General features: G+C 61.6%; 19 protein-coding genes, 1 tRNA gene and 1 pseudogene. 4 read left to right on the plus strand and 17 right to left on the minus strand.

The genetic code is table 11. The features are described from left to right. Positions 1-14: 14 nt before the first annotated feature. The gene (locus VFV96_18260; protein ID HEU5072350.1) at positions 15-614 is read right to left on the minus strand and encodes a MarR family winged helix-turn-helix transcriptional regulator; all 600 of its coding nucleotides are present in this window, start codon (positions 612-614) and stop codon (positions 15-17) included. A gap of 160 nt (positions 615-774) precedes the next feature. Continuing rightward, positions 775-1,878: a 3-isopropylmalate dehydrogenase gene (gene leuB / locus VFV96_18265; protein HEU5072351.1), complete on the minus strand. Its 1,104-nt coding sequence runs from the start codon at positions 1,876-1,878 to the stop codon at positions 775-777. 176 nt (positions 1,879-2,054) lie between these two features. Here leuB and VFV96_18270 point away from each other — a divergent pair, with 176 nt between their 5' ends. After that, positions 2,055-2,570, plus strand: a complete 516-nt coding sequence (locus VFV96_18270; protein HEU5072352.1) for an NUDIX domain-containing protein — start codon at positions 2,055-2,057, stop codon at positions 2,568-2,570. A gap of 32 nt (positions 2,571-2,602) precedes the next feature. On the opposite strand, the gene VFV96_18275 is transcribed toward VFV96_18270, so the two are convergent. Beyond that, positions 2,603-4,333: a GAF domain-containing protein gene (locus VFV96_18275; GenBank protein HEU5072353.1), complete on the minus strand. Its 1,731-nt coding sequence runs from the start codon at positions 4,331-4,333 to the stop codon at positions 2,603-2,605. Positions 4,334-4,339: 6 nt separating this feature from the next. Beyond that, positions 4,340-5,464: an LptF/LptG family permease gene (locus tag VFV96_18280; GenBank protein ID HEU5072354.1), complete on the minus strand. Its 1,125-nt coding sequence runs from the start codon at positions 5,462-5,464 to the stop codon at positions 4,340-4,342. Positions 5,465-5,715: 251 nt separating this feature from the next. On the opposite strand from VFV96_18280, the gene VFV96_18285 reads away from it, so the two are divergent. Continuing rightward, on the plus strand, positions 5,716-6,333 hold the full coding sequence (locus VFV96_18285) for a hypothetical protein (GenBank protein HEU5072355.1): 618 nt from the start codon (positions 5,716-5,718) through the stop codon (positions 6,331-6,333). Between the two features lie 121 nt (positions 6,334-6,454). Here the strand turns inward: VFV96_18285 and sufC are convergent, their stop codons facing one another. The 9 genes and pseudogenes from sufC to guaA all read right to left on the minus strand — a co-directional run bounded on the left by sufC (position 6,455) and on the right by guaA (position 13,865). After that, the gene (gene sufC / locus VFV96_18290) at positions 6,455-7,228 is read right to left on the minus strand and encodes a Fe-S cluster assembly ATPase SufC (protein ID HEU5072356.1); all 774 of its coding nucleotides are present in this window, start codon (positions 7,226-7,228) and stop codon (positions 6,455-6,457) included. A 76-nt stretch (positions 7,229-7,304) separates the two neighbouring features. Then, the gene (locus VFV96_18295) at positions 7,305-7,679 is read right to left on the minus strand and encodes a GxxExxY protein (protein HEU5072357.1); all 375 of its coding nucleotides are present in this window, start codon (positions 7,677-7,679) and stop codon (positions 7,305-7,307) included. A 38-nt stretch (positions 7,680-7,717) separates the two neighbouring features. Beyond that, positions 7,718-9,166, minus strand: a pseudogene (gene sufB, locus VFV96_18300) (Fe-S cluster assembly protein SufB). Between the two features lie 25 nt (positions 9,167-9,191). Continuing rightward, positions 9,192-9,644, minus strand: coding sequence for a transcriptional repressor (locus tag VFV96_18305; GenBank protein ID HEU5072358.1), 453 nt, complete (start codon positions 9,642-9,644; stop codon positions 9,192-9,194). Positions 9,645-9,747: 103 nt separating this feature from the next. Beyond that, on the minus strand, positions 9,748-10,314 hold the full coding sequence (locus VFV96_18310) for a methyltransferase domain-containing protein (protein HEU5072359.1): 567 nt from the start codon (positions 10,312-10,314) through the stop codon (positions 9,748-9,750). Between the two features lie 11 nt (positions 10,315-10,325). Further along, on the minus strand, positions 10,326-11,270 hold the full coding sequence (locus VFV96_18315; GenBank protein ID HEU5072360.1) for an aspartate carbamoyltransferase catalytic subunit: 945 nt from the start codon (positions 11,268-11,270) through the stop codon (positions 10,326-10,328). A 64-nt stretch (positions 11,271-11,334) separates the two neighbouring features. Next, positions 11,335-11,868 (minus strand): bifunctional pyr operon transcriptional regulator/uracil phosphoribosyltransferase PyrR, encoded by a 534-nt coding sequence (gene pyrR, locus VFV96_18320; GenBank protein ID HEU5072361.1) that lies wholly within the window; start codon positions 11,866-11,868, stop codon positions 11,335-11,337. Positions 11,869-11,955: 87 nt separating this feature from the next. Further along, a complete protein-coding gene (locus VFV96_18325) occupies positions 11,956-12,201 on the minus strand; it encodes a DUF4032 domain-containing protein (GenBank protein HEU5072362.1) in 246 nt (81 codons plus the stop codon). Between the two features lie 122 nt (positions 12,202-12,323). After that, positions 12,324-13,865, minus strand: coding sequence for a glutamine-hydrolyzing GMP synthase (guaA, locus tag VFV96_18330; GenBank protein HEU5072363.1), 1,542 nt, complete (start codon positions 13,863-13,865; stop codon positions 12,324-12,326). Between the two features lie 363 nt (positions 13,866-14,228). Here guaA and tig point away from each other — a divergent pair, with 363 nt between their 5' ends. Beyond that, entirely contained in the window at positions 14,229-15,557 is a 1,329-nt protein-coding gene (tig, locus tag VFV96_18335; protein HEU5072364.1) for a trigger factor, read from the plus strand. Between the two features lie 66 nt (positions 15,558-15,623). Here tig and mutL read toward each other — a convergent pair whose 3' ends face one another. Both mutL and VFV96_18345 read right to left on the minus strand, forming a co-directional pair. Continuing rightward, complete coding sequence (mutL, locus tag VFV96_18340; protein HEU5072365.1) at positions 15,624-17,576, minus strand: DNA mismatch repair endonuclease MutL; 1,953 nt, start codon at positions 17,574-17,576, stop codon at positions 15,624-15,626. Positions 17,577-17,607: 31 nt separating this feature from the next. Then, on the minus strand, positions 17,608-18,708 hold the full coding sequence (locus VFV96_18345) for an ATP-binding protein (protein ID HEU5072366.1): 1,101 nt from the start codon (positions 18,706-18,708) through the stop codon (positions 17,608-17,610). Positions 18,709-18,821: 113 nt separating this feature from the next. Between VFV96_18345 and VFV96_18350 the strand changes: the two genes are divergently transcribed. Next, positions 18,822-18,896: transfer RNA gene (locus VFV96_18350), tRNA-His, on the plus strand. Positions 18,897-19,705: 809 nt separating this feature from the next. Here VFV96_18350 and VFV96_18355 read toward each other — a convergent pair. Both VFV96_18355 and VFV96_18360 read right to left on the minus strand, forming a co-directional pair. Beyond that, positions 19,706-20,611, minus strand: a complete 906-nt coding sequence (locus tag VFV96_18355) for a carbohydrate kinase (protein ID HEU5072367.1) — start codon at positions 20,609-20,611, stop codon at positions 19,706-19,708. A 9-nt stretch (positions 20,612-20,620) separates the two neighbouring features. Beyond that, on the minus strand, positions 20,621-21,673 hold a 1,053-nt coding region (locus VFV96_18360; protein ID HEU5072368.1), incomplete at its 5' end, for a sugar porter family MFS transporter.

Consider the following 21,673-nt stretch of genomic DNA (forward strand, 5'->3'; position numbering starts at 1 on the left):
GATCCCACGGCCGCTCACAACAGACTGACGGGCAGTTCCTCCACCGGCTCCGGCGCGGCCTTCGTGGCCGTGGTGGTTGCGGTCGGCACAACTTCGTGACGGTAACCTTGGGGTTCGCGCTTCGCCTTGCGCCGCTTGCGTTCTCCGCCGAGCAACAAGCGCAACTTTCGCAACGTCTCCGCCGCCGCCTTTACTTCCGTTTCCGAGGTGTGCGGCAGCAAGGTCGCCACCAGGCCGGCCTCGCGCTGGTTGGCCGCGTTCAACAACTCGCGGCCCGCCGGCGTCAAACCGACCAGGTCTGACCGCTTGTGCCCCGGATTGGCTACGAACTCGACGTAACCAGCTTCGGCCAGGCGATTCACGAGCACCTGGATGTTCTGCCGGGAGGTGCTGCGAATGTGCGCCAGCACGGGAACGGTTTGCGAACCATTCAACTGAAGGCTTTGCAGCAGAATCCGCCCGCTTGCCGAAAGTGGTTCGCCGCGATGCGTGTGCCGCGCCTGATGCTTCAGGTAATTGGCCAGATCGACTGCCTCCTCGAACAAGAACTCCAGTTCGTCACGAATGGAATCATCGTCAGCAGCAGTTTTGTTGTCGGATTGCGCATCGCTCATGCGTCGAGTTGAGCAATATGACAATGCATTGTCAATCTGACGGAACTGAACGGGCATCCGGCCTAGCCGACCGAACTCGTGAGAAGATTAAGATCCGTCCAGTAAAAGACGCCCCACAGGATAGGTGGGACGCCTGTCCCGCTTCCAACCAGGTCCGCGACTAAATCGCCGCCGCAATTGCGTCGCCCATCTCGCGGGTGCCGACCTTCTTCGCGCCGGTTTCACTGGCGCTGAAGATGTCGCCCGTGCGGTTGCCCGCCGCGATGGCTTTGCCGACCGCCGCTTCGACGGCCGCCGCCGCTTCGTTCAACCCGAAGCTGTGCCGCAGCATCAGCGCCGTGGACAGGATTTGTGCAATGGGATTCGCCAGGTTCTTGCCCGCGATGTCCGGCGCAGTGCCGCCGGCGGGTTCGTAGAAGCCAAAGGTCTTTTCGCCGCTCGTCGCGCCAAGGCTCGCGCTGGGAAGCATGCCGAGCGAACCGGCCAGCGCCGCCGCCTCATCGCTGAGAATGTCGCCAAACATGTTTTCGCAGAGCATCACGTCGAACTGCGTCGGGCGCAGCATGAGCTGCATCGCGCCGTTGTCCACGAACATGTGTTCCAGCGCCACGTCCGGATATTCCTTGCCGATGCGCGTCACCACGTCGCGCCAGAGCACGCCGTTTTCCAGCACGTTCGCCTTGTCGATGCTCGTCACTTTCTTGCGCCGCAACCGCGCCGCACGAAATGCCACATGCGCGATGCGTTCGATCTCGGGCGTCGTGTAAACCATCGTGTCGATGGCGCGGTGTCCGCCGTCAATCGCTTCGGTCTTCTTCGGCTGGCCGAAATACATGCCGCCCGTCAGCTCGCGCACCACGAGGATGTCAATGCCGTCGCCCTGCCGCTCGGGACGCAGCGGGCACGCGTGGGCCAGCGCCTTGGGCAATTGCACCGGCCGCAGGTTCGCGAACAGGCCGAATTCCTTGCGGATGCGCAATAGCGCCGCGCGCTCGGGGCGCTCTTCCTTGGGAATTGTCGGGTCGCGGTCCGGCAGGCCGACCGAGCCAAAGAGGATCGAGTCCGACTGCTTGCACAGCGCGAGCGTGGCGTCAGGCAGCGCCTTGCCGGCGGCATCAATGCCCGCCCAGCCGACGGGCGCCTCGGTGAGGTTCAGCGTGAAACCGAATTTCTTTTCCGTGGCGCGGAGCACCTTGATGGCCTCGCGCATGACTTCCGGTCCGATGCCGTCGCCGGCGAGCGCTGCGATATTGAATGTCTTCATGCGATTTTGAGCTGTCTGAATCTCAATTTGGAATTCAGGAAAGCCGGATCAGATGGGGGCCGGTCTGGCTTTGCTGATTCCCAAATCCTAATCAGGGACGCGCAGCTTAGGTAACGCGGCCAGAGTGGCAAAGGATTTTTCGTGCCCGTCGTCAACCCGCCTGCTTCACTGCGCACATGGCGCTGCCCTACAAGATTTCAACGCTGCTTTACTGCTTCAATGACCGCGATGAAATCCTGCTGCTCGAACGCGCGCAGGAGCCGAATCACGGCTTGTGGAGTCCGCCCGGCGGCAAGCTGCACACGGACGACGGCGAATCCCCTTACGCCTGTGCCTGCCGGGAAGCGCACGAGGAAATGGGGTTGTCACTGGCCCCGTCGGATCTGCATCTCACCGGGCTCATCAGCGAGCACGGTTACCAGGGCAACGCACACTGGTTGATGTTCCTGTTCGAGGTGAAGCGGCGGCTCCAGGTGCTGCCGCCGCCCATGAAGGAGGGGCGATTTGGTTTTTTCCCGCGCGCCGCACTGGCCGGTTTGCGTCTGCCGCAGACGGACGCGGAGAGCATCTGGCCGCTGTTCTGGCGGCATCGCGGCGGCTTCTTTGCCGCGCACTGCCATTGTCATGCCGACGGCCGCAACGCGTGGACGGTGGAGCAGAGTGTCGGCGACGCGAACTCCGGGGACTGTTGAGCAGCACGCCGCGCCGCCAACGCCAGCCTCGTTCAATCGACGGGCAATTTAACCACGATGGTCGTTCCCGCCCCGGGCACGGAGAGAATGCTGATCTGGCCGCGGTGCGTTTCAATGATGCGCCCGACAATGGCGAGGCCAAGACCGGTTCCCTTGCGCTTGGTGGTTTTCAGCAGGGATTTGAAGGCGCCGCGCCGCTCCTCGGCCGTCATGCCGTGGCCGGTATCGCGAAATTGAATCTGCACCCAGCGTCCGCTGCCGCCGTCTTGATCCGCGGGCGCCTCGCTCGTTGAAATGGTCAGCTGCCCGCCGTTGGGCATGGCTTCGAGCGCGTTGAGCGAGAGGTTCAGAAAGACCTGCTCCAGTTGCGTCGCGTCGGCGGAAACCAGTGGCAAGTCGGGCTGCAATTCGCGCACGCATTCGACGCCCTGGTTCTTCAGCTTGTGCCGCATCAGCAGGTGCAGTTCCTCGAGCAAACGGTTCAAATCCACCGGGGCAAGCTGCGGCTCCGTCGTGCGCGACAGCGCGAGCACCTGTTCCACGATGCGGTTCAGCAGGTCAATTTTCTCGCTGATGATGCGGGCATCCGTCGCGCGCGGGTCCGCCTCGGGAAATTTCAAATCCAGCGAGTGATAGAGCATCTTCATCACGGTCAGCGGATTGCGGATTTCATGGGCGACCTCCGCCGCCAGCAGGCCGAGGGCGGACAGCTTTTCGTTCTGCCGCAGGTGCTCCTCCACATCCACAACGCGTTCGTAAAGGCGGGCCTTTTCGATGGCGATGGCGGAAAGTTCGGCAAAAATGGACAGGATCCGCACTTCCTCGTTGGAAAAATTGTAAGGGGATCCGGTGTAAACGTTGAGTGCGCCAATGGCGCGGCCGGAGAACAGCAGCGGCACGCTCAACAGCGAAACCAGCCCCTCGCGCCGGGCAATGTCCACGTTTTGATACTGGCCGGCGGCCTGGACATTCTCGAGCTGCAGGGGTTTACGGCGACGGACCACCACGCCGACAAAACTTTCCTCCACCGTCAACCGCGACTTGGTGATGTAGGCCTCGCCCGCGCCGTAGCTGGCCCGCAAATCGAGCCAGGCGCGGCTCTCATCGAGCAGCATCAACGAGCACATCTTGGCCCGCATCAGTTCGCAGGCGTCACGCGTGATGGCATTCAGGGCGTCGTCCAGGTTGATGGCCGAATTGATGGTCCGGCTGACGTTGGTGAGCGATTCAAAGAGGCGCGCCTTCTGCCGCAACTGTTCGTAAAGCCAGGTGTTGCGGATGACTTCCGCCGCCTGCCGCGCCAGTTCCTGCAACAGTTCCTGATCACGATCATTGAAGGCCTCCGCCGCGTGGGAATCGACATTCAGCACGCCGCGCACTTCGCCGTTCACCTCCAGCGGCACGGCCAGCTCGGACTGGATTTGCGGCAGCAGACTCACGTAACGGCGGTCGCTGGCCACATCCCCCGTCCGCACGGGCTGGCCCGACTTCGCCACCCAGCCCGTGATGCCCTCGCCGACCCGCAGCTTGAGTTTGAGCGCCGGCGCGGGCAGGCCGATGGACGCCTGGATTTCCAGCAGGCCGGTATTCGGATTGATCAACGATACGGAGCCGCTCGACGCCCGCATCGCCTTGACCGCCTCGCTCACGATCAGTTGCAACGCCGCCTCGGGTTCGAGGGTGGAGTGGATGGTCTGGCTGATCTGATACAGCAGCGTGAGGCGTTCGTATTGAGCCTTGAGGGTGGCGAGTTCGGAGTTCATGGCGGTTCACCGAACGCGGCTGATCAGGAACAACGCGGCCCCGCCAAAGACCAGATTGGGCAGCCACGCGGCCAGCCAGGGCGGCAGGAATCCGCCGCTGCCGAACGCGAGCGCCAGTTGTTGCAGCACAAAGTAGGCGAAGCAGATGAAAATGCTGCTGGCTACGCCCGCGAAAATGTTTCGGCGGCCTGAGGCCGCGCCGAACGGCAGGGCGATCAACACCACGACGGCGCACGTCCAGGGCGCGGCAATCCGGCCGTGCAGCTTGGTGTAAAGCCAGGCGCGATCCGCCGGCAGCAGCGTGGGATGCAGCCGCAGATAATCCAGCAGGTCAACCAGCGGAATGTCGGCCCGCTTCGCCCGCCGGATGCTCAGGCCGTTGCTGATCTTCACTTCGCTCCGAATCTGTTCGGGCGGCTCCTTTAATTCAGCCACGGCGAGATAATTCGTTTTCAAGAACGGGACCAGGGTCGGGTCCGTCGGCGAAGTCTGGCGCAATTCGCTGACGTTGGAGAAGGCCCAGCCGCCATTCGTGTAACGGCCCTGTTCGGCGTAGAGCACCGCCCACGTCCCGTCCGGCAACGGCCAGGTCACGTTGAGCCGGGTCATTTCACCACTCTTCAGGTTGTAGGTGCCGATCTGCCACCGGTGACGTTCCCGGGCGTTGTAAAAACCCAGGTTGCGCACCAGCTCGGCTTCGCCGGATTGCCCGGCCGGCCGAATGCGGCGCGTCAGCAGGTCGTCCGCCAGCGCGGTGGTCCGCGGCACAACCAGCTCATTCAACGCGAACAGGACCAGGCTGAAGGTCAAACCCACGCCAAGGTAAGGCGCGGCCAGCCGCCACAGGCTGACCCCCGCCGCGCGGATCGCGGTGATTTCGTTGTGGCGGGCGTGGTGCGTCAGCGCGTAGAGCAGGGCGAGCAGCAAGGCGACGGGCAGCACGATGACGAGAATTTCCGGCGTGCTGGCGAGATAATATTCCGCAATGTCCGGGCCGTGCATCTTGGCCTTCTGAAATTCCGCCAGTTGCGCGAAGAGATCGAAGGCGACCCAGAAGGTCAAAATGCCGCCCAGGCAAAAAACCAGGGGCAGGAGCAATTCGCGCAGAAGATAGCGGTCCAGCAGACGCATCGCCGGGAAGCTAACGGTGCTCCCCCTCGGGCTCAAGCCTTCCGCCGGGGCGGCGGGGAGCATATCGGCGGTCGGAGCACCGGTCTCCGACCGGCTTTGGGTGGCCAAACTTGGTTCCGCGTTCTTCCCGTAACGAGCCACGCCGGAGGCTCCCACGGTTTAAGCCGACCGGAGGTCGGCGCTCCGGGCGGCGGATGGGGCCGGCCAAACCACTCTCGACAGTGCTGAACAACCGGAATAGTGTCGCGGGTGTGAAGCATGATAGCCCTCAATGGGTGCAGTTCATCTCATGTTGGTCATTCCTGCGTCAAAGCATCTTCGCCGGTTTCGTCACAGTGCTTGGACTGCTGCTGTTCGTAGGCTGTGGCACTACCACCATAAACGGCAACTCGAAGCCAGCGATTTCTGTTACCATCCCGTATGGCTCGCATGATTCGCTCCGGCCCTTCCGCCCTTACAGCAGACACGGAAATAATTTTTTTGTTCTGCTGACCAACGTAAGCAAGAAACCAGTTCGGGTATGGCAGGAGTGGTGTAGTTGGGGTTACTACTCACTAAAGTTTGAAGCGTTCGGGGAGGACGGAAAGAGACATTTAATTAAAAGGAAACCTACAAGCTTTTACGCCAATTTTCCCGATTGTGTTGAGCTTCCCCCGGGAGAATCAGTTGTGTGGCGTGTTGAACTTGATCCTTCGGAGTGGGTGGATTTGTCATGGCTGGCAACGAACAAAGTAGAGCATGTCAAACTACGGGCAATTTACAGCGTGGATACTGATGAAGAAAGCAAGCGATATGATGTGTGGGTTGGATGCTCGTCATCTCGTATGTATGATTTTATTTTGAGCCAGCCAAGCATCCCCGTCAAATAAGTGAACCAAGCATTCCAGCCTTTTACCACGGTGTCAGGGTTTGTTCTGCATTCTCTTCTGCAACTCTAAAACAAAAACCGGCGTCACCTGACGCCGGTTTGCGCAAAGTCTGTCCGTCTGCTTAGGCCGTGATGGCGGCTTCCTTCAGCAGCCAGTCGTAGCCCTTCTCTTCCAGTTCGAGCGCGAGCTCCTTGCCGCCGGTGCGAATGATGCGGCCGTCCGCCAGCACATGGACGAAGTCCGGAACGATGTAATTGAGCAGCCGCTGGTAATGCGTGATGAGCAGTTGCGAGCGTTCCTTGGACCGCAGCTTGTTGACGCCGTCGGCCACAATGCGCAGGGCGTCGATGTCGAGGCCGGAGTCCGTCTCGTCCAAAATGGCCAGCACGGGTTCCAGCACGGCCATCTGGAAAATTTCATTCCGCTTCTTTTCGCCACCGGAAAAACCTTCATTCACGGAACGCTTGAGCAGGTCGTCGCGCAGCTCGAGCAGCTTCATCTTTTCTTTGACCAGGGTCAGAAACTCCATCGCGTCCAGTTCGGGCTGGCCGTGGTGTTTGCGGATTTCATTCAGCGCGGCCTTCAAAAAGTAGGTGCTGTTCACGCCGGGGATTTCAACCGGATATTGGAAGGCCAGAAACACGCCTTCGCGGGCGCGTTCTTCAGGATCGAGGTCGAGGAGGTCCTGGCCCTTGAAGCAGACTTCGCCGCCGGTAATGTCATAACCTTCGCGCCCGGCCAGCACGCTCGCGAGCGTGCTCTTGCCGGAGCCGTTGGGGCCCATCACCGCGTGCACTTCACCGGGATAGATGGTCAGGTTGATGCCTTTGAGGATTTGCTTGCCCTCAACGCCGGCGCTGAGGTTTTTGATTTCCAGAATCGGTTGCTTGCTCATGTTTGAAATCTCTTCCAGCCACGGATTGAACACGGATGAAACACGGATTCAACTTGATCAGTGCTTCATCTGCGCTTCAAAACACCATTCGCTTAAACTCTACTTTCGTGCGGCCAAAGTTGATCAACAGACCAACCTTGACGCCGGTTGCTTTTAATTCGTTCAACAACTGCGGCTCGTCTTCCGCATTGTAATTCTTTGCCGTCTTCAACTCGACGAGGACAACGTCGTTCACCCAAAGGTCGACGCGAAAGTCACCGACGATCGCGTCTCGATTTTTTACCTTGATCGAACTCTCAATCTCACATCTAAGACCCGCCCGATGCAGTTCCACCTGCATCGCCTTCTGATAAACACTTTCAAGAAATCCGTAACCAAGCTCCCCATAAACGGCAAACGCCGCCCCGATGATTTTTTCGGTGACATCCGCATGTTCCAGCTTGGTTTCCACGTCTGTGTTTCATCCGTGTTCAATCCGTGGCCAAAATATCACCCCACGCTGCCTTCGAGGCTCACGCCGAGGAGCTTCTGCGCTTCAAAGGCGAATCCCATCTGGAGTTACTTGAACACTTCCTTGCAGAATCCGTTCACGATCATGTTCACGGCGTCCTGCGTCGCGATGCCGCGGGCGTTGCAATAGAAGATCTGGTCCTCGCCGATCTTGGACGTGGTGGCCTCGTGCTCGACGCTGGCGGAGGTGTTCTTGACCTCGATGTAGGGGAACGTGTGGGCGCCGCATTTCGCGCCGATCAACATGGAATCGCACTGCGAGAAGTTGCGGGCGTTGGCCGCGCTCTTGCGGATTTCCACGAGGCCGCGATAGCTGTTCTGCCCGCGGCCCGCCGAAATGCCCTTGGACACGATGGTGCTGCTGGTGTTCTTGCCGATGTGAATCATCTTCGTGCCGGTGTCGGCCTGCTGGTAGTTGTTCACCACCGCGACGGAGTAGAATTCGCCCTTGGAATTGTCGCCCAGCAGAATGCAACTGGGGTATTTCCAGGTGATGGCCGAGCCGGTCTCCACCTGCGTCCAGCAAATCTTGGAATTGCGGCCCTTGCAGAGGCCGCGCTTGGTCACAAAATTGTAAATGCCGCCCTTGCCCTGCTCATCCCCGGGATACCAGTTCTGCACGGTGGAGTATTTGATCTCGGCATTTTCCAGCGCCACCAGTTCAACGACGGCGGCGTGGAGCTGGTTTTCATCGCGCATGGGCGCGGTGCAGCCCTCGAGGTAGCTGACGTGCGCGCCCTCGTCGGCCACAATCAACGTGCGCTCGAACTGGCCGGTGTTGGAGGCGTTGATGCGGAAATACGTCGAAAGCTCCATCGGGCAACGCACCCCCTTCGGGATGTAGCAGAACGAGCCATCGCTGAAGACCGCCGAGTTCAACACAGCATAGAAGTTGTCGGTGTAGGGCACCACCGAACCGATGTATTTCTTCACCAGCTCCGGGTGCTCCTTGATGGCCTCGCTCATCGAGCAAAAAATGATGCCCTTTTCGGCGAGTTGCTCCTTGAACGTGGTGCCCACCGAAACGCTGTCAAACACGGCGTCCACAGCCACGCCGGCCAGCCGCGCGCGTTCCCGCAGCGGGATGCCGAGCTTTTCGTAGGTTTCCAACAGCTTCGGGTCCACCTCGTCCAGGCTCTTGGGTGCATTGGCCTTTTGCTTCGGTGCGGAGTAATAGCTGATGGCCTGGAAATCAATCGGCGGATGCGTGACCTTCGGCCACTTCGGCTCCTGCATCGTCAGCCAGTGGCGATAGGCCTTGAGCCGCCAGTCGGTCATCCATTCCGGCTCGCCTTTCTTCCGGGAAATCAGGCGGATGATGTCCTCGTTCAATCCGGCGGGCGCGGACTCGGTTTCAATGTCCGTGACGAAGCCGTATTTGTATTCCTGCTTTACGAGGGATTCAATGGTTTCGGTGGCTGTGCTCATCAGTGCAAAATCAGATTGGGTTTGGTTACACCTTCTTCGCCTTCGGTGCCGGACGGCAGTCGGGACAGGAACCGTGCGCCGCAATTTCGTAATGGTCAACCGTGAAACCCTTTGGGGCCGGCAGGGCGGCGCAGGGACTGGCGGGCAGGTCCACGTCAAACACGCCGCCGCACCGGTCGCAATAAAAATGCCAGTGCTCGTGCATGTTCGGGCAGAAGCGCGCCGCGCCGCGCTCCATTTTCACCTGCCGCACCACGCCCGTTTTCACCAGCGCATCAAGGCAGTTGTAAACAGTCGCCATGGAAATCTCCGGCATCGCCTGCTTGGCGCGCAGGAAGACCTCCTCCGCGGTCGGGTGATCCCGCTTCTTGAGCAGCACGTCGTAAACGCGCTGCCGTTGCTGCGTCGCACGAAAGCCCGTGGCCGCCAGTTGCTGGCGGAGCTGACGTTGGGCGGCGGTTGACGCAAGTGGTTTCACCGGTCCACCAAGCTAGCGGGGAACTGGGGCAAGTCAATATTTAGAATTATTCTAAATTGATGCGCCCGGGCGGCGGACGGACGCCCTCGGCCGCCCGGAACCTTCAGGCCCGGGGACGGGCCCGATAGACGCTGACCTTGGCTGGCGGCAGGTTCTGCCAGACGATCTGCGAATCCACCGCGTGAAAGGCTCGGGTGGGCGCGTGGCCGTTGATGAGCTGGTAGCTGTATTGAACCCAGGGCGCATCCGGCAGCAGCGCGGCGTGAATCAGCTCGGAAAGCTGCCGCACCTGGTCGTCGGAAAACACCTTGAGCGGCAGGCTGGAAAATACGCCGCCGAATTTTTGGCCGGGCAGAATCTGGTGCAACTGCAGGGCATCACCACAAACGATGCGGGCCCTGGGAAATTTTTCCTGCAGAAAACCGGCCAGGCGCGGCGACTTTTCCACAGCAATCAACCGCTCTTCCGGCAGCCCGGCGGCAAGCAGCTTCTCCGTGACGATGCCGGTGCCCGGGCCCAGTTCGAGGATGCACTCGTTTTGCGAAGCCGGCAGCCAGCTGGCCATGGCCTCCGCCAGCGCGGGCGAACTCGGCCAGACGGTGCCCATCTGCCGGGGATATTTGGCCAGTTCCGCCAGGAACAGTTTCAGGGAATTTTGTTTGGCAGGCATGAGAGGGAAAGTCAGTTGGCGGAAATTTCCTGCGGCCCCTTGCCGCCGTTGATGAGAAAGAGGACGGCCATCCGCACGGCCAGTCCGTTGGTGACCTGCTCGAGAATCACCGAGCGCTCGCCATCCGCGATGTCGCTGTCAATTTCCACGCCGCGGTTGATGGGCCCGGGGTGCATGATCAACACGTCCGGCTTGGTCAGCTTGAGCCGCTGTTTGTTCAAGCCAAACAGGCGCGTGTATTCATTGATGCTGGGGAACATGGTTTTGCGCTGCCGCTCGTGCTGGATGCGCAGCAGGTTGATGACGTCCGCCTCGCGGATGGCGTCCTCCATGTCGTAAGTGACGCGGCAGCCCATCTGCTCGAATGTCTTCGGCACCAAGGTGGCCGGCCCGCACAGCGTCACGCGGGCGCCGAGCTTGAGCAACGCCCAGATGTCCGAGCGGGCCACGCGGCTGTAAAGAATGTCGCCCAGGATCGTGACGTTCAGGCCGGCTAGCGACCCCTTTTTTTCGCGAATGGTGAAGACGTCGAGCAGCGCCTGTGTGGGATGTTCATGCGCGCCGTCGCCGGCGTTGATGACATGGGCGTTCAGCACCCGCGACAGGAACTCGGCCGCGCCACTGGCGCTGTGACGAATCACAATGAAATCAATGTTCAGCGCCTCCAGGTTCTTGGCCGTGTCCTTCAGGGTCTCGCCTTTTTTCAGCGACGAGGCCTCGGCGGTGAAATTGATGATGTCGGCGGAGAGCCGTTGCTCGGACAGTTCAAAGCTGGTCCGCGTGCGGGTGGAGGGCTCCACGAAGAGATTGACGACCGTTTTGCCGCGCAGGGCCGGCACTTTCTTGATGGCCCGCTCGCCGACGGCTTTGAACGCGCGCGCCGTGTCCAGGATGGTCGTGATCTCCTCTTCCGACAGGGACGCGATGTCCAAAAGGTGTTTGCGCTGCCAGGCCATGAATTCTCAAGAGGTCGCTAACTCCGGCGCATCCTGCCCATAACCGCCGCCGCTTGCCAGAAAATCATTTCCGCTCCAGCGAAATCCGGTCCGTGCCGGTCAGTTCCTTGAGCTCCACCCGCACCCAGTCCGCCGGGCTGGTGGAGACATTTTTGCCGACAAAATCCGCCCGAATCGGCAATTCCCGATTGCCGCGGTCCACAAGCACGGCGAGCTGAATCCGGCTGGGCCGGCCAAAGTCGTTCAGCGCATCCATTGCCGCCCGGATCGTGCGGCCGCTGAACAACACATCGTCCACCAGCACCACCGTCCGCCCATTGATGTCGCACGGGATTTCCGTGGGATGCAGTTGTGGAGCCGCGCGCTGATCCAAGTCGTCCCGGTGCATGGAAATATCCAACGCACCCGTGGGAACCGGGTGTCCCCAAATGCCTTCCAACAGGATCGCCAACCGGCGGGCCAGCGGCACCCCGGTGTCCTGAATGCCGACCAGCACGACATCGCCGCTGACTTCGTTGCGCTCGGCAATTTCATGCGCCACGCGCGTCAGCGTCCGTTGAATCGTTGGACCGTCAAGGAGTTTGGCTGGTTCCGGCATATAAACGACAAACCGCCCGGCAGACGGGGCGGATACAGCTGTTGAATCAACAATGTCCTCAACGCGGCTCCCAGTTCCGCGCCGAGGTCAAGACTTCACTGAACGGTTTTCGGGCGCTTGGGCGGAGCGTTCTTTGCGCCATTTTGCGCGGTGCTTCACGATCCAGTCGGTCAGAGCCTGCTCAAATCCGATGTCCCGGCCCGCCTTTTCGGATTCCAACCACTTGTGGCGAAGAATCTCCTCACGCTCGGCCAGAAACTCCCGATACAGGGAAGATCGCTTCAGCAAATCTTCTCCCGTGTCTGGACGCTTAGCGTTCTCGGACATATACATAGCAAAAGCGTGGTTGGCGGTTCAAATGTAACGCCCTCCGGCCCGATGACAACCGGAAATTAATGGCATGAATATGCGACACCGGCGCCGGCTGGCAACACCTGCCACCGTTCCAACACAACTCACTCCCATTCAATGGTTCCCGGCGGTTTGCTGGTGATGTCCAACACACACCGATTAACCCCTTTGACTTCGTTGATGATGCGCGTGGCCAGGCGTTCCAAAAGGTCGTAAGGCAACTTGACCCAGTCGGCCGTCATGCCATCCTGCGACTCAACGGCCCGCACCGCGATGGTGTATTCATACGTTCGCTCGTCACCCATGACCCCCACGCTCCGGCAGGGCAACAAAACAGCAAAGCTCTGCCAGATTTTGTAATAAAGCCCGCTGGTCTTCATTTCTTCAACCACGATGGCATCCGACTCGCGCAGAATCCGCAGCTTGTCGCGGCTGATTTCACCCAAACACCGCACGGCCAACCCCGGTCCGGGGAACGGCTGACGCCAGACAATCTCCTTGGGCAGGCCGAGTTCCAAGCCCAGCACGCGCACTTCATCCTTGAACAGGCAGCGTAACGGTTCGACGAGCTTGAATTTCATGCCCTTGGGCAGGCCGCCGACATTGTGATGGCTCTTAATCATGGCCGCCGGATTGCCGGCGATGGGCACCGATTCAATGACATCCGGATACAGCGTGCCCTGCGCCAAAAACTTCGCCTTGCCGGCGCGCTTCGTGGCCGCCTGGAAGACGTCAATAAATGTCTTGCCGATGACTTTGCGTTTCCGTTCCGGTGCGGTCACGCCCTTCAGCTTTTTCAGGAACAGCGCCGTAGCGTCTTCGTATTGCAGCTTGATCTTGAAATTGCGGCCGAACACTTCACGCACCACGTCCGCCTCCCGCGCGCGCAGCAGACCGTTGTTCACGAAAATGCACGTAAGCTGGTCGCCAATCGCCTTGTGCAACAGCGCCGCCGCCACGCTTGAATCGACGCCGCCGCTCAACCCCAGGATCACCCGCTCATTGCCCACCTGCGCCCGGATCTCCTCCACGGCCTGTTCGATGTAGTTCCGCATCGTCCAATTCTTGCCGCAGCCGCAGATGCGGTGGACAAAATTGCCGACGATTTCCCTGCCCCGCGGCGTATGGACCACTTCCGGATGGAACTGGATGCCAAAAAATTTCTTCCCGCTGTGCTCAATGGCCGCGTAATCGGAGTTTTCCGTGGTGGCCACGACGGTGAAATGCTTCGGCAGGCGCGTCAGCTTGTCACCATGGGAATTCCAGACCTGCAAGGCCGCGGGCAGGCCCTCGAACAAGGCGCAATTCGGATCCAGCACCGTCAAAGTGCCCTTGCCATATTCGCGCTTCGGTCCTTTTTCCACCTTGCCGCCGAGAAAATGCGCCAGCAGTTGCACCCCGTAGCAGATCCCCAGCACGGGCAGGTTCAGCTTGAAAATGCCCGGGTCGGGCAACGGCGCGTTGGGGGCATACACCGACGAGGGACCGCCCGAGAGGATCAACCCCTTGGGCGCCAGTGCGGCAATTTCCCTGACCGGGGTGTCAAAGGGCAGAATGGTGGAATACACGTTGCACTCGCGAATCCGCCGCGCGATGACTTGCGTGTATTGCGAACCAAAATCGAGGATGACGATTTGTTCGATCATGAAGGGGTCGAAGTGTGGCCGGCCGCCCCGTGATGGCGAGCAAAAAACAGCGACCCGAAGCACAACCACCTCCGGTCACCTGCCGCGCTCTGGTCGGCCCCGCCGGCACCCGCAACGACGCCCCAACGGCAAGGAAGCCTGCCACCGTCCAAATCAGGCAGTGCTCCGCTGGCTTGGTCACTCTGGCATCGCCAGTTATGCCGCCCGCCCGTCCCCCCAAAGCAGTCCAGCCGGCCGGTCGGGAGGTCCGTGGGCACCCTTTTGCCGCGCTTGCACAACCGCCCTGCATCTCCTACTCTGCGCGGCTCGTTGTCGGGCGCACGGCGCGTCGCCGCGGGCCGCAACGCATTTGAAAGGTTCGCTGTGAACGTCACCGTTGAAAATCAGGCCTCGTGCCGCAAGCTGCTCCGCTTTGAAGTGGACGCTGCCGCCGTGGACGCCATGTTCGCGTCCGTCACCAAGGAGTTTCAGAAGCAGGCCGCCCTGCCCGGGTTTCGCCCCGGCAAGGCGCCCGTTCCGATGGTCCTCAAAAAATACGAGGTGGACATCGCGGAGGAGGTGAAGCGCAAGCTGATCTCGGAAAACTACCGCAAGGCGCTCGACGAACAGAAGCTCGACGTGCTCGGCTACCCCGACATCAAGGATTCCGAATTTGGCCGCGGCAAGCCCCTGAAGTTCGAGGCCACCGTGGAAACGGCACCCGACATCGAACTGCCCGAATACAAGGGCCTGCCGGCCAAACGCGAGGCCCAGAAGGTCACCGACGAGGACGTCGATAAGGCCCTGAACGTCCTGCGCGAACAACGCGTGGACTACAAGACCGCCGACCGCGCGCTCGCCACGGGCGACATCGCCGTGGTGAATTACACCGGCGCCTGCGACGGCAAACCCATCACGGAACTCGCCCCCACCGCCAAGGGCCTGACCGAGCAGAAAGGGTTCTGGATCTCCACCGACGGACAGGCGTTCATTCCCGGCTTTGCCGAACAACTCCTCGGCGCCAAGGCCGGTGACAAGCGCACGGTGAACGTGGATTTCCCCGCCGACTTCGTGACCGCCCAACTGCAGGGCAGAAAGGGTGTCTATGACGTCGAACTCGTCGAAGTGAAGGAAAAGGTGCTGCCTGAATTAAACGATGAATTCGCCAAGTCCTTCGGCGCCGAAAGCCTCGAAAAACTGCGCGAAGGCGTGCGCAAGGACCTCGAAAACGAGCTGACCTACAAGCTTGATCGCAGCATCCGCAACCAGATCATCCGGGCGTTGATGGACAAGGTGAACTTTGACCTGCCGGAAAGTGCCGTGGCGCAGGAAACCAAGAACGTGGTCTATGACATCGTCCGTGAGAACCAGAAACGCGGCGTCGGCCGCGAACTGATCGAGAAGGAGAAGGACCAGATTTACGCCGCCGCCGCGCAGGGCGCCAAGGAACGTGTGAAGAGCGCCTTCCTGTTCCGCAAGATCGCGGAAAAGGAGGACATCAAGGTGTCGCAAGAGGAAGTGCTCCGGCGCATCCACACCCTGGCCGGCGTCTATCAGGTCGAGCCGAAGAAGTTTTTGCAGGACCTGCAGAAGCGCAATGGCGTGATTGAAATCTACGACCAGATCGCCAATGAAAAGGTGGCGGAATTCCTGCAACAGCACGCGCAAATCGAGGAAGTGCCAGCGGGCTCGCTGAGCCCGGCGCAGGCCTGAGCGCCGCGTGATTGATTCTCAAAATACAAACGCCGCCGGGCCGCCGGCGGCGTTTTGCTTTTTCATTCACTGCGTCCGCCCGAATTTCTTCTCCAGTTCGCGCCAGCTCATTTCGATCAGCGTGGGCCGGCCGTGCGGACAGGTGTAGGGCATCGCACACCGGCGCAAATCTTCCACCAGGTTTTCCAGTTCACGACCCGCCAGCGGATCGTTGGCCTTCACCGCGTGACGGCAGACCGTTTTGGCCACGACCTGTTCGCCCAGCCGCGCGGAGTTCACGTCTTCGCCCGCCGCCTTCAACTCGTCCACCAGCTCCAGCGCAAAACGCCGCGCGTCGCTCACCTTCACAAACGGCGGCAGTGCATCGAGCAGAAACGTGCGCTCGCCAAACTCGCTCAAGCTTACGCCCAGCCGCGTCAACGTTTCCATTTGCTGCCGCAGGAACGTCGCGTCGCGGACGGAGAGTTCCAGCGTCTCGGGCAGCAACAGGCGTTGCAAAGGCGCCTGGCCGCCCTGCTCCACGCGCGTCAGCATCTGTTCATACAAAATCCGCTCGTGCGCCGCGTGCTGGTCGAGCAGCACCAGGCCGCGGTCCGATTCCAGCACCACGTAAAGCCGCCCGATGACGCCCACCATCCGCAACGGCACTTGCAGCAACGGCACCGCTCCGGTCCCCAACGGCGCAGCCACAGGCGCAACCGGCGTAGCCGCGGGCATCTGGACGGGCGCGGGAACCGGCCGGGCCGGCGGCGCGAAGCCCATGGGCAGCGCAGGCTGCTCGCGATGTTGCGGCACGGGCGCGGGCGCGGGCGCCGGGGACAATTCAAACTTGGGCAGCGACGGCTCAATTGCGGCCGGCACCGGCGGAGACGCTGAAAGGGCCGCGGATTTGGCCGGTCCAGAAACGGCCCCGCCAGCCGGCACCGTTGCGGTGTGAAAATTCAGCAGCGTCTGCCGCACCGCGTTCATCACCACGCGGCGCACTTCGAACTCGCGATGAAACTTCACTTCGCGCTTCGCCGGATGGATGTTCACGTCCACCAGCGCGGGGTCAATTTCCACGAACAGGCAGCACAACGGGAAGCGGCCTTTCATCAGCGCGGTGTGATACCCTTCCATCAGCGCGTAATTCAGCTCGCGGTTCTCGACGGGCCGGCGGTTGACGAACACATGCTGGTCTTCGCGGGTGGAGCGCGAAACGCCGGGTGCGCCGATGAAACCCCAGACGCGCATTGGCGATTTTCGGGTTTGCCCCGCTGTTTCCGGGCCGGCTTCGTCCGGCGCGCCCTCGCTCCAGTTCAATTCGCCCGTGGCGTCCACCGCCAGCAGCCGCTCCTCGCCGCCGAGCACGGCGCGCAGCCGTTCACGGAGCGCGTCCAACCGGGCCGCCGCATCGCTGCCGGATTTGACGGCAGGGAGCTGCCACACCACGCGCGTGTCCTTGATGAACGTGAAGGCAATGGCCGGATGGGCCAGCGCCGCGAGCGTCACATAATGTTGAATGTGCGCCGATTCCGTTTCCTCGGTGCGCAAAAACTTGCGGCGCGCGGGCACGTTGAAGAACAACTGCCGCACCTCGATGGTGGTGCCGGGCGCACAGCCAGCAGCTTTGACCTCGGTGATCTTCCCGCCGTTGACGACAATCTGCGTGCCCTCGGGTGAGGCATTGTCGCGTTCGCGGGTGGTCAGTGTGAAGCGGCTGACGCTGGCAATGCTGGGCAGTGCTTCACCGCGAAAACCCATCGTGGCAATGGCGGACAAATCATCGGCGCTGCGAATCTTGCTCGTCGCGTGGCGTTCGAGCGACAGCAGCGCGTCATCGCGGCTCATGCCCACGCCGTCGTCGGTGATGCGGATGAGGCTGCGGCCGCCCGCCTGGATTTCCACCGTGATGCGCACGGCCTGCGCATCGAGCGCGTTCTCGACGAGTTCCTTGACCACGCTGGCGGGACGTTCCACCACTTCGCCGGCGGCGATCTGGTTGGCGACGTGGTCGGGAAGGAGATGGATGCGGTTCATGGCGGCGCGCGGACGGCGGGGACGGGTCGGTTCAGCCGGGGCGCGGCAGCGAGAAGATGAAAATGGCGCCGCGCCCGGGCCGGTGCTCGGTCCAGATACGCCCGTGGTGATCTTCGATGATGCGCTTGCAGATGGAGAGGCCGAGGCCGGTGCCGGATTTTTTGCCGAACGTGGCGAACGGCTCGAAAAGCTTCGTGGCAATCTCCGGGGCGATGCCCGGACCGGTGTCCTCCACTTCGGCAATAATGCGCGTTTCCTTCAAATAAAAGCGCAGCATGATGATGCCGCCGCTGGGCATGGCCTGCGCGGCGTTGTGGAGCAGGTTGTGAAACACACGCCGCAACCGTGGCGGGTTGAGCGCCATTGGCACGGCGGGCGGTTCGCTGTCAAAATGAATGGCGATGCCGCTTTGTTCGAGTTCGACACGCAGCTCCCCAACCACGTCCTGCGCGAACGCGGCAAAATCCGTCTGCCCCAGAATCACCGCGCTGCCGGAGCCCTGCGTGAATTCAAGAATCTCGCCGACCATTTCGCTGATGCGGTCGAGCTGGCGGCGCACCCGCGCCACGGCCTGGGCGCGGGCCTCAGAAGCCAGATTGTCATTGGCAAGCGTCTCCGCGGTAAGGCCGATGATGTTCAGCGGGTTCTTCAGGTCGTGCACAATCGAACGGGCAAAGCGGCCCAGCAGCGTCAGGCGTTCGGCCTGGGAGATTTCATGGACGTGGCGCGCATTGAACTCGCGCAAGCGATGGCTGATCTCGCGCATCAGGTTGACCGCGATGTCGGGCGTGTGGTGCACGAACGTGAGCATTTCGCCCGCCGGGATGCGATACAGCACCACCGGCTCGGCCGCAACGGCGGACGCGGAACGCGGCTTGAATTCGATCACCGCCATTTCGCCAAAAAAGTCGCCCGGCCCCAGCTTGGTGATGATCTGCCGTTTTTCGGCGCTGACTTCGGCGGAAATTTCCACCGTGCCGGCGCGGATGACATAGACCGCATCCCCCGGATCACCTTCATGGAAGATTTCGTGCCCGGCCGGAAAGGATTCCACGCGGCACAGCCCCCGCAACGTGTTCAGCTCGGTGGCCGTCAGGCCGTCGAACAGCTTGCAGGCGCTCAGTGAAACCATGAGGCCACTTTAAGAGAATCAGGAGGCAGGTAAAGGGAAAGCATGGGAGATTGCGGTGGGGCGCGCCGCAGCTTGACGCTCCACCTCGGGAAACCTAGTATGCGCGTCGGATGGTGGCCGTAGTTCAATGGTAGAGCCCCAGATTGTGGTTCTGGTTGTTGCGGGTTCGAGTCCCGTCGGCCACCCCATCCTTCCCCCTGACTCCCCGAAATCCGGTGCCGCTTTTCGTTGACGCAAGCCCACCGCCCGTCACGAAATCCAACCCGTCTCCTTTCGCAGCCACCTGACCGGAACGGCACCGTAACAGTCGATTCCGCCACGAATACGAGACGGAGTTGACGTGAATGGCGCGAAGTGTCGCCAATTCAGGCCGGTGAAATTTGCGCAAGCGCCTTTTGTTTTCGAAGCGTAACTCACTCTCGCAGCCCGAGGCCGATGTTCAAGCGGCAACGACTGCACACAAAGGATTCCAGCTCCGGCGCGGACCACGACAAGCCGCACCGGGGACACTGTGAAAATCTCCGCACCAGCAGCAATCCGCTGAAGCCCGCCAGAAAGCAAGCCAGCCCGAAATGCCAGCGCGTGGTGACACCAACGAAAACCGCCACCAGCACCAACGCTCGCATCAGAAACCAACCGGACCAACCGCCAACAAATCGGGCCACCCGGAATGCGCTCCTGATCTTGGGGCACTCGTCCGGATCGGGATTTATCAGGCGTTCCATGGGTGTCTAACCTTCAAGATGTCAGCGCGGTTTTGCCGTTGGCTGCTCATCACTCACGCGTCGCAATTTCCTCAACCAAATCAGATTTAAGATGCTCAAGACAGCTAACACGAGCAAAGTCCACACTGCGACACCAAATAGGACCCTGCAAATCTCGGTGGCATTGCTGCCGACTTGCGCCAGCACAGAAGCTCTGCCCTTCAGCGCCCGTTCCCATCCGTCCAGCCCCAAACCCGGCCGACACGGCGCGCCGTTCACCAATTCCGTAGGCGTCAACCCGTTGTTTTGGCGTGTGCCCCGAACGCGGACCGCAAGGACGGCGGGAGCAGGGGCGTGGCTCCGGGGCACGCACAGACATGGCATGCCACATCAGCGGCATGCCGGTGGATGTCCGCCAGCGGCAGTTGATGCAAAAGCCCCATCACCAGCGCGGCCGCGAAGGCGTCTCCGGCGCCAACCGTGTCGACCACCGCGAACCGGCGACCCGGCAGCTCCGACCATTGGCCGGGGCGATACAGCAAACTGCCCCGTTCGGCCCGGGTGAGCGCGACCAGCTGCAAATCAAAACGGGCCGCGAGCTGTTCGATTCGTTGTCGTGAGTCTCCGGTCAAGTCGAACCGCGGCGACAGGACCGCCAGTTCGTGGTCATTCAATTTCAAAACATTGGCGGCCTCCAGCGAGCGCTCAATGGTTCCGCGCTCGCACGCGTCCTGGCGCAGATTGATGTCAAACACGCGCCACGCGGCCGCCGGGGCCGCCGTCACCAACCGTTGAATTACCGCCGCGGCCGCCCGGGTGCGCTGTGCGAGCGTTCCGAAACACAGGGCGTCCGCGCCGCGCGCCGCGGCAAGCGCCTCTTCGGTGAACGCCAGCGCATCCCACGCGACGTTGTCGTGAATGGTGAATCGCGGCGTGCCATCCGCATCGAGGGCCACGCCGGCAGTGCCCGTTGGCAACTGATCATCCACCTGCACGGTCGCGGTCTCGATCTCCATCTCGCGGAACCGCTCCAGCACGCGCCGGCCCGGCGCATCCCGGCCAACGCGCGTGATGACCTGCACGTCCGCGCCGAGCTGGCGGGCGTGACAGGCAAAGTTCGCCGGCGCCCCGCCCAACTGAAGTCCCGACGGCAGCACATCCCACAGCACCTCACCGAGACCGATGACCTTGAAGCTCATAAAATCCGTTCAGGGCACGCGGGCGGCGGCGGCGGGCGGCGCATCCGCTGCCAACTCCAGGCCGAGCCGGCGTTGCATCTCCTCCAGCGGCACGCCCTTGGTTTCCGGCACCATGAACTGCACCCACAACAACTGCAGCACCATCATGCCGCAGAAGAAGACGAACACGCCGCCGGGCGCGACGGACTCCACCACCTTCGGGAAAAACGTGGTGAGCAGCGCGGCAAACGTCCAATGCGTGAAACTGCCCAGCGCCTGCCCCTCGGCGCGGTGGCGGTTGGGGAAGATTTCAGAAATGAAGACCCAGATCACCGTGCCCTGCCCGACCGCATGCGCCGCGATGAAGGCAAAAATGCACGCGGGCACGATGCTGTAATGCTGCGTGAAAAAGGCCCACGCCGTCAGGCCCAGCGACAGGATGTAGCCAAAGGAACCAATGAACAGCAGCGTGCGGCGGCCCAGCCGGTCAATCAGCCACAGCCCCACAAAGGTGAACAGCAGGTTGGTGACGCCGATGCCCACGGACTGGAGCAGTGCGGCCTTTTCGCCCAGGCCGGTCAGTTCGAAGATGCGGGGCGCGAAGTAGAGAATCGCGTTGATGCCGGAAAGCTGGTTGAAAAAGGCGACGAGGAAGGCCAGCAAAATCGGGCGGCGCAACCGCCGGCTCCAGAACTGGCCACCGGCGCTTTTTTCGCGGCGGCTGGCGGTGAGAATGGCCTCCGCCTGCGCCGTCCGTTCGGCCTCGGATTGCTCGGGCGCAATCAGCTTCAGCACGGCGAGGCCCGCGACGCGATCGCCCTTGCGGCCAATCAGCCAGCGCGGACTTTCGGGCAACCCCAGACACATGACGGCGTAAATTAGCGACGGAAACGCCGCCACGCCGAGCATCCAGCGCCAGGCCGCGGCGCCGCCGATTTTGTCGAGCACGGCATTGGACACGAACGCGATCACGATGCCGAAGACAATGTTGAACTGGAACATGCCCGCCAGCCGGCCGCGGTAAGCCGGCGGCGCGATTTCCGAGATGTAGAGCGGCGACACCACGGTGGAAATGCCGATGCC

It is taken from the genome of Verrucomicrobiia bacterium, assembly GCA_035765895.1.
Classification (GTDB): Bacteria; Verrucomicrobiota; Verrucomicrobiia; order Limisphaerales; family DSYF01; genus DSYF01.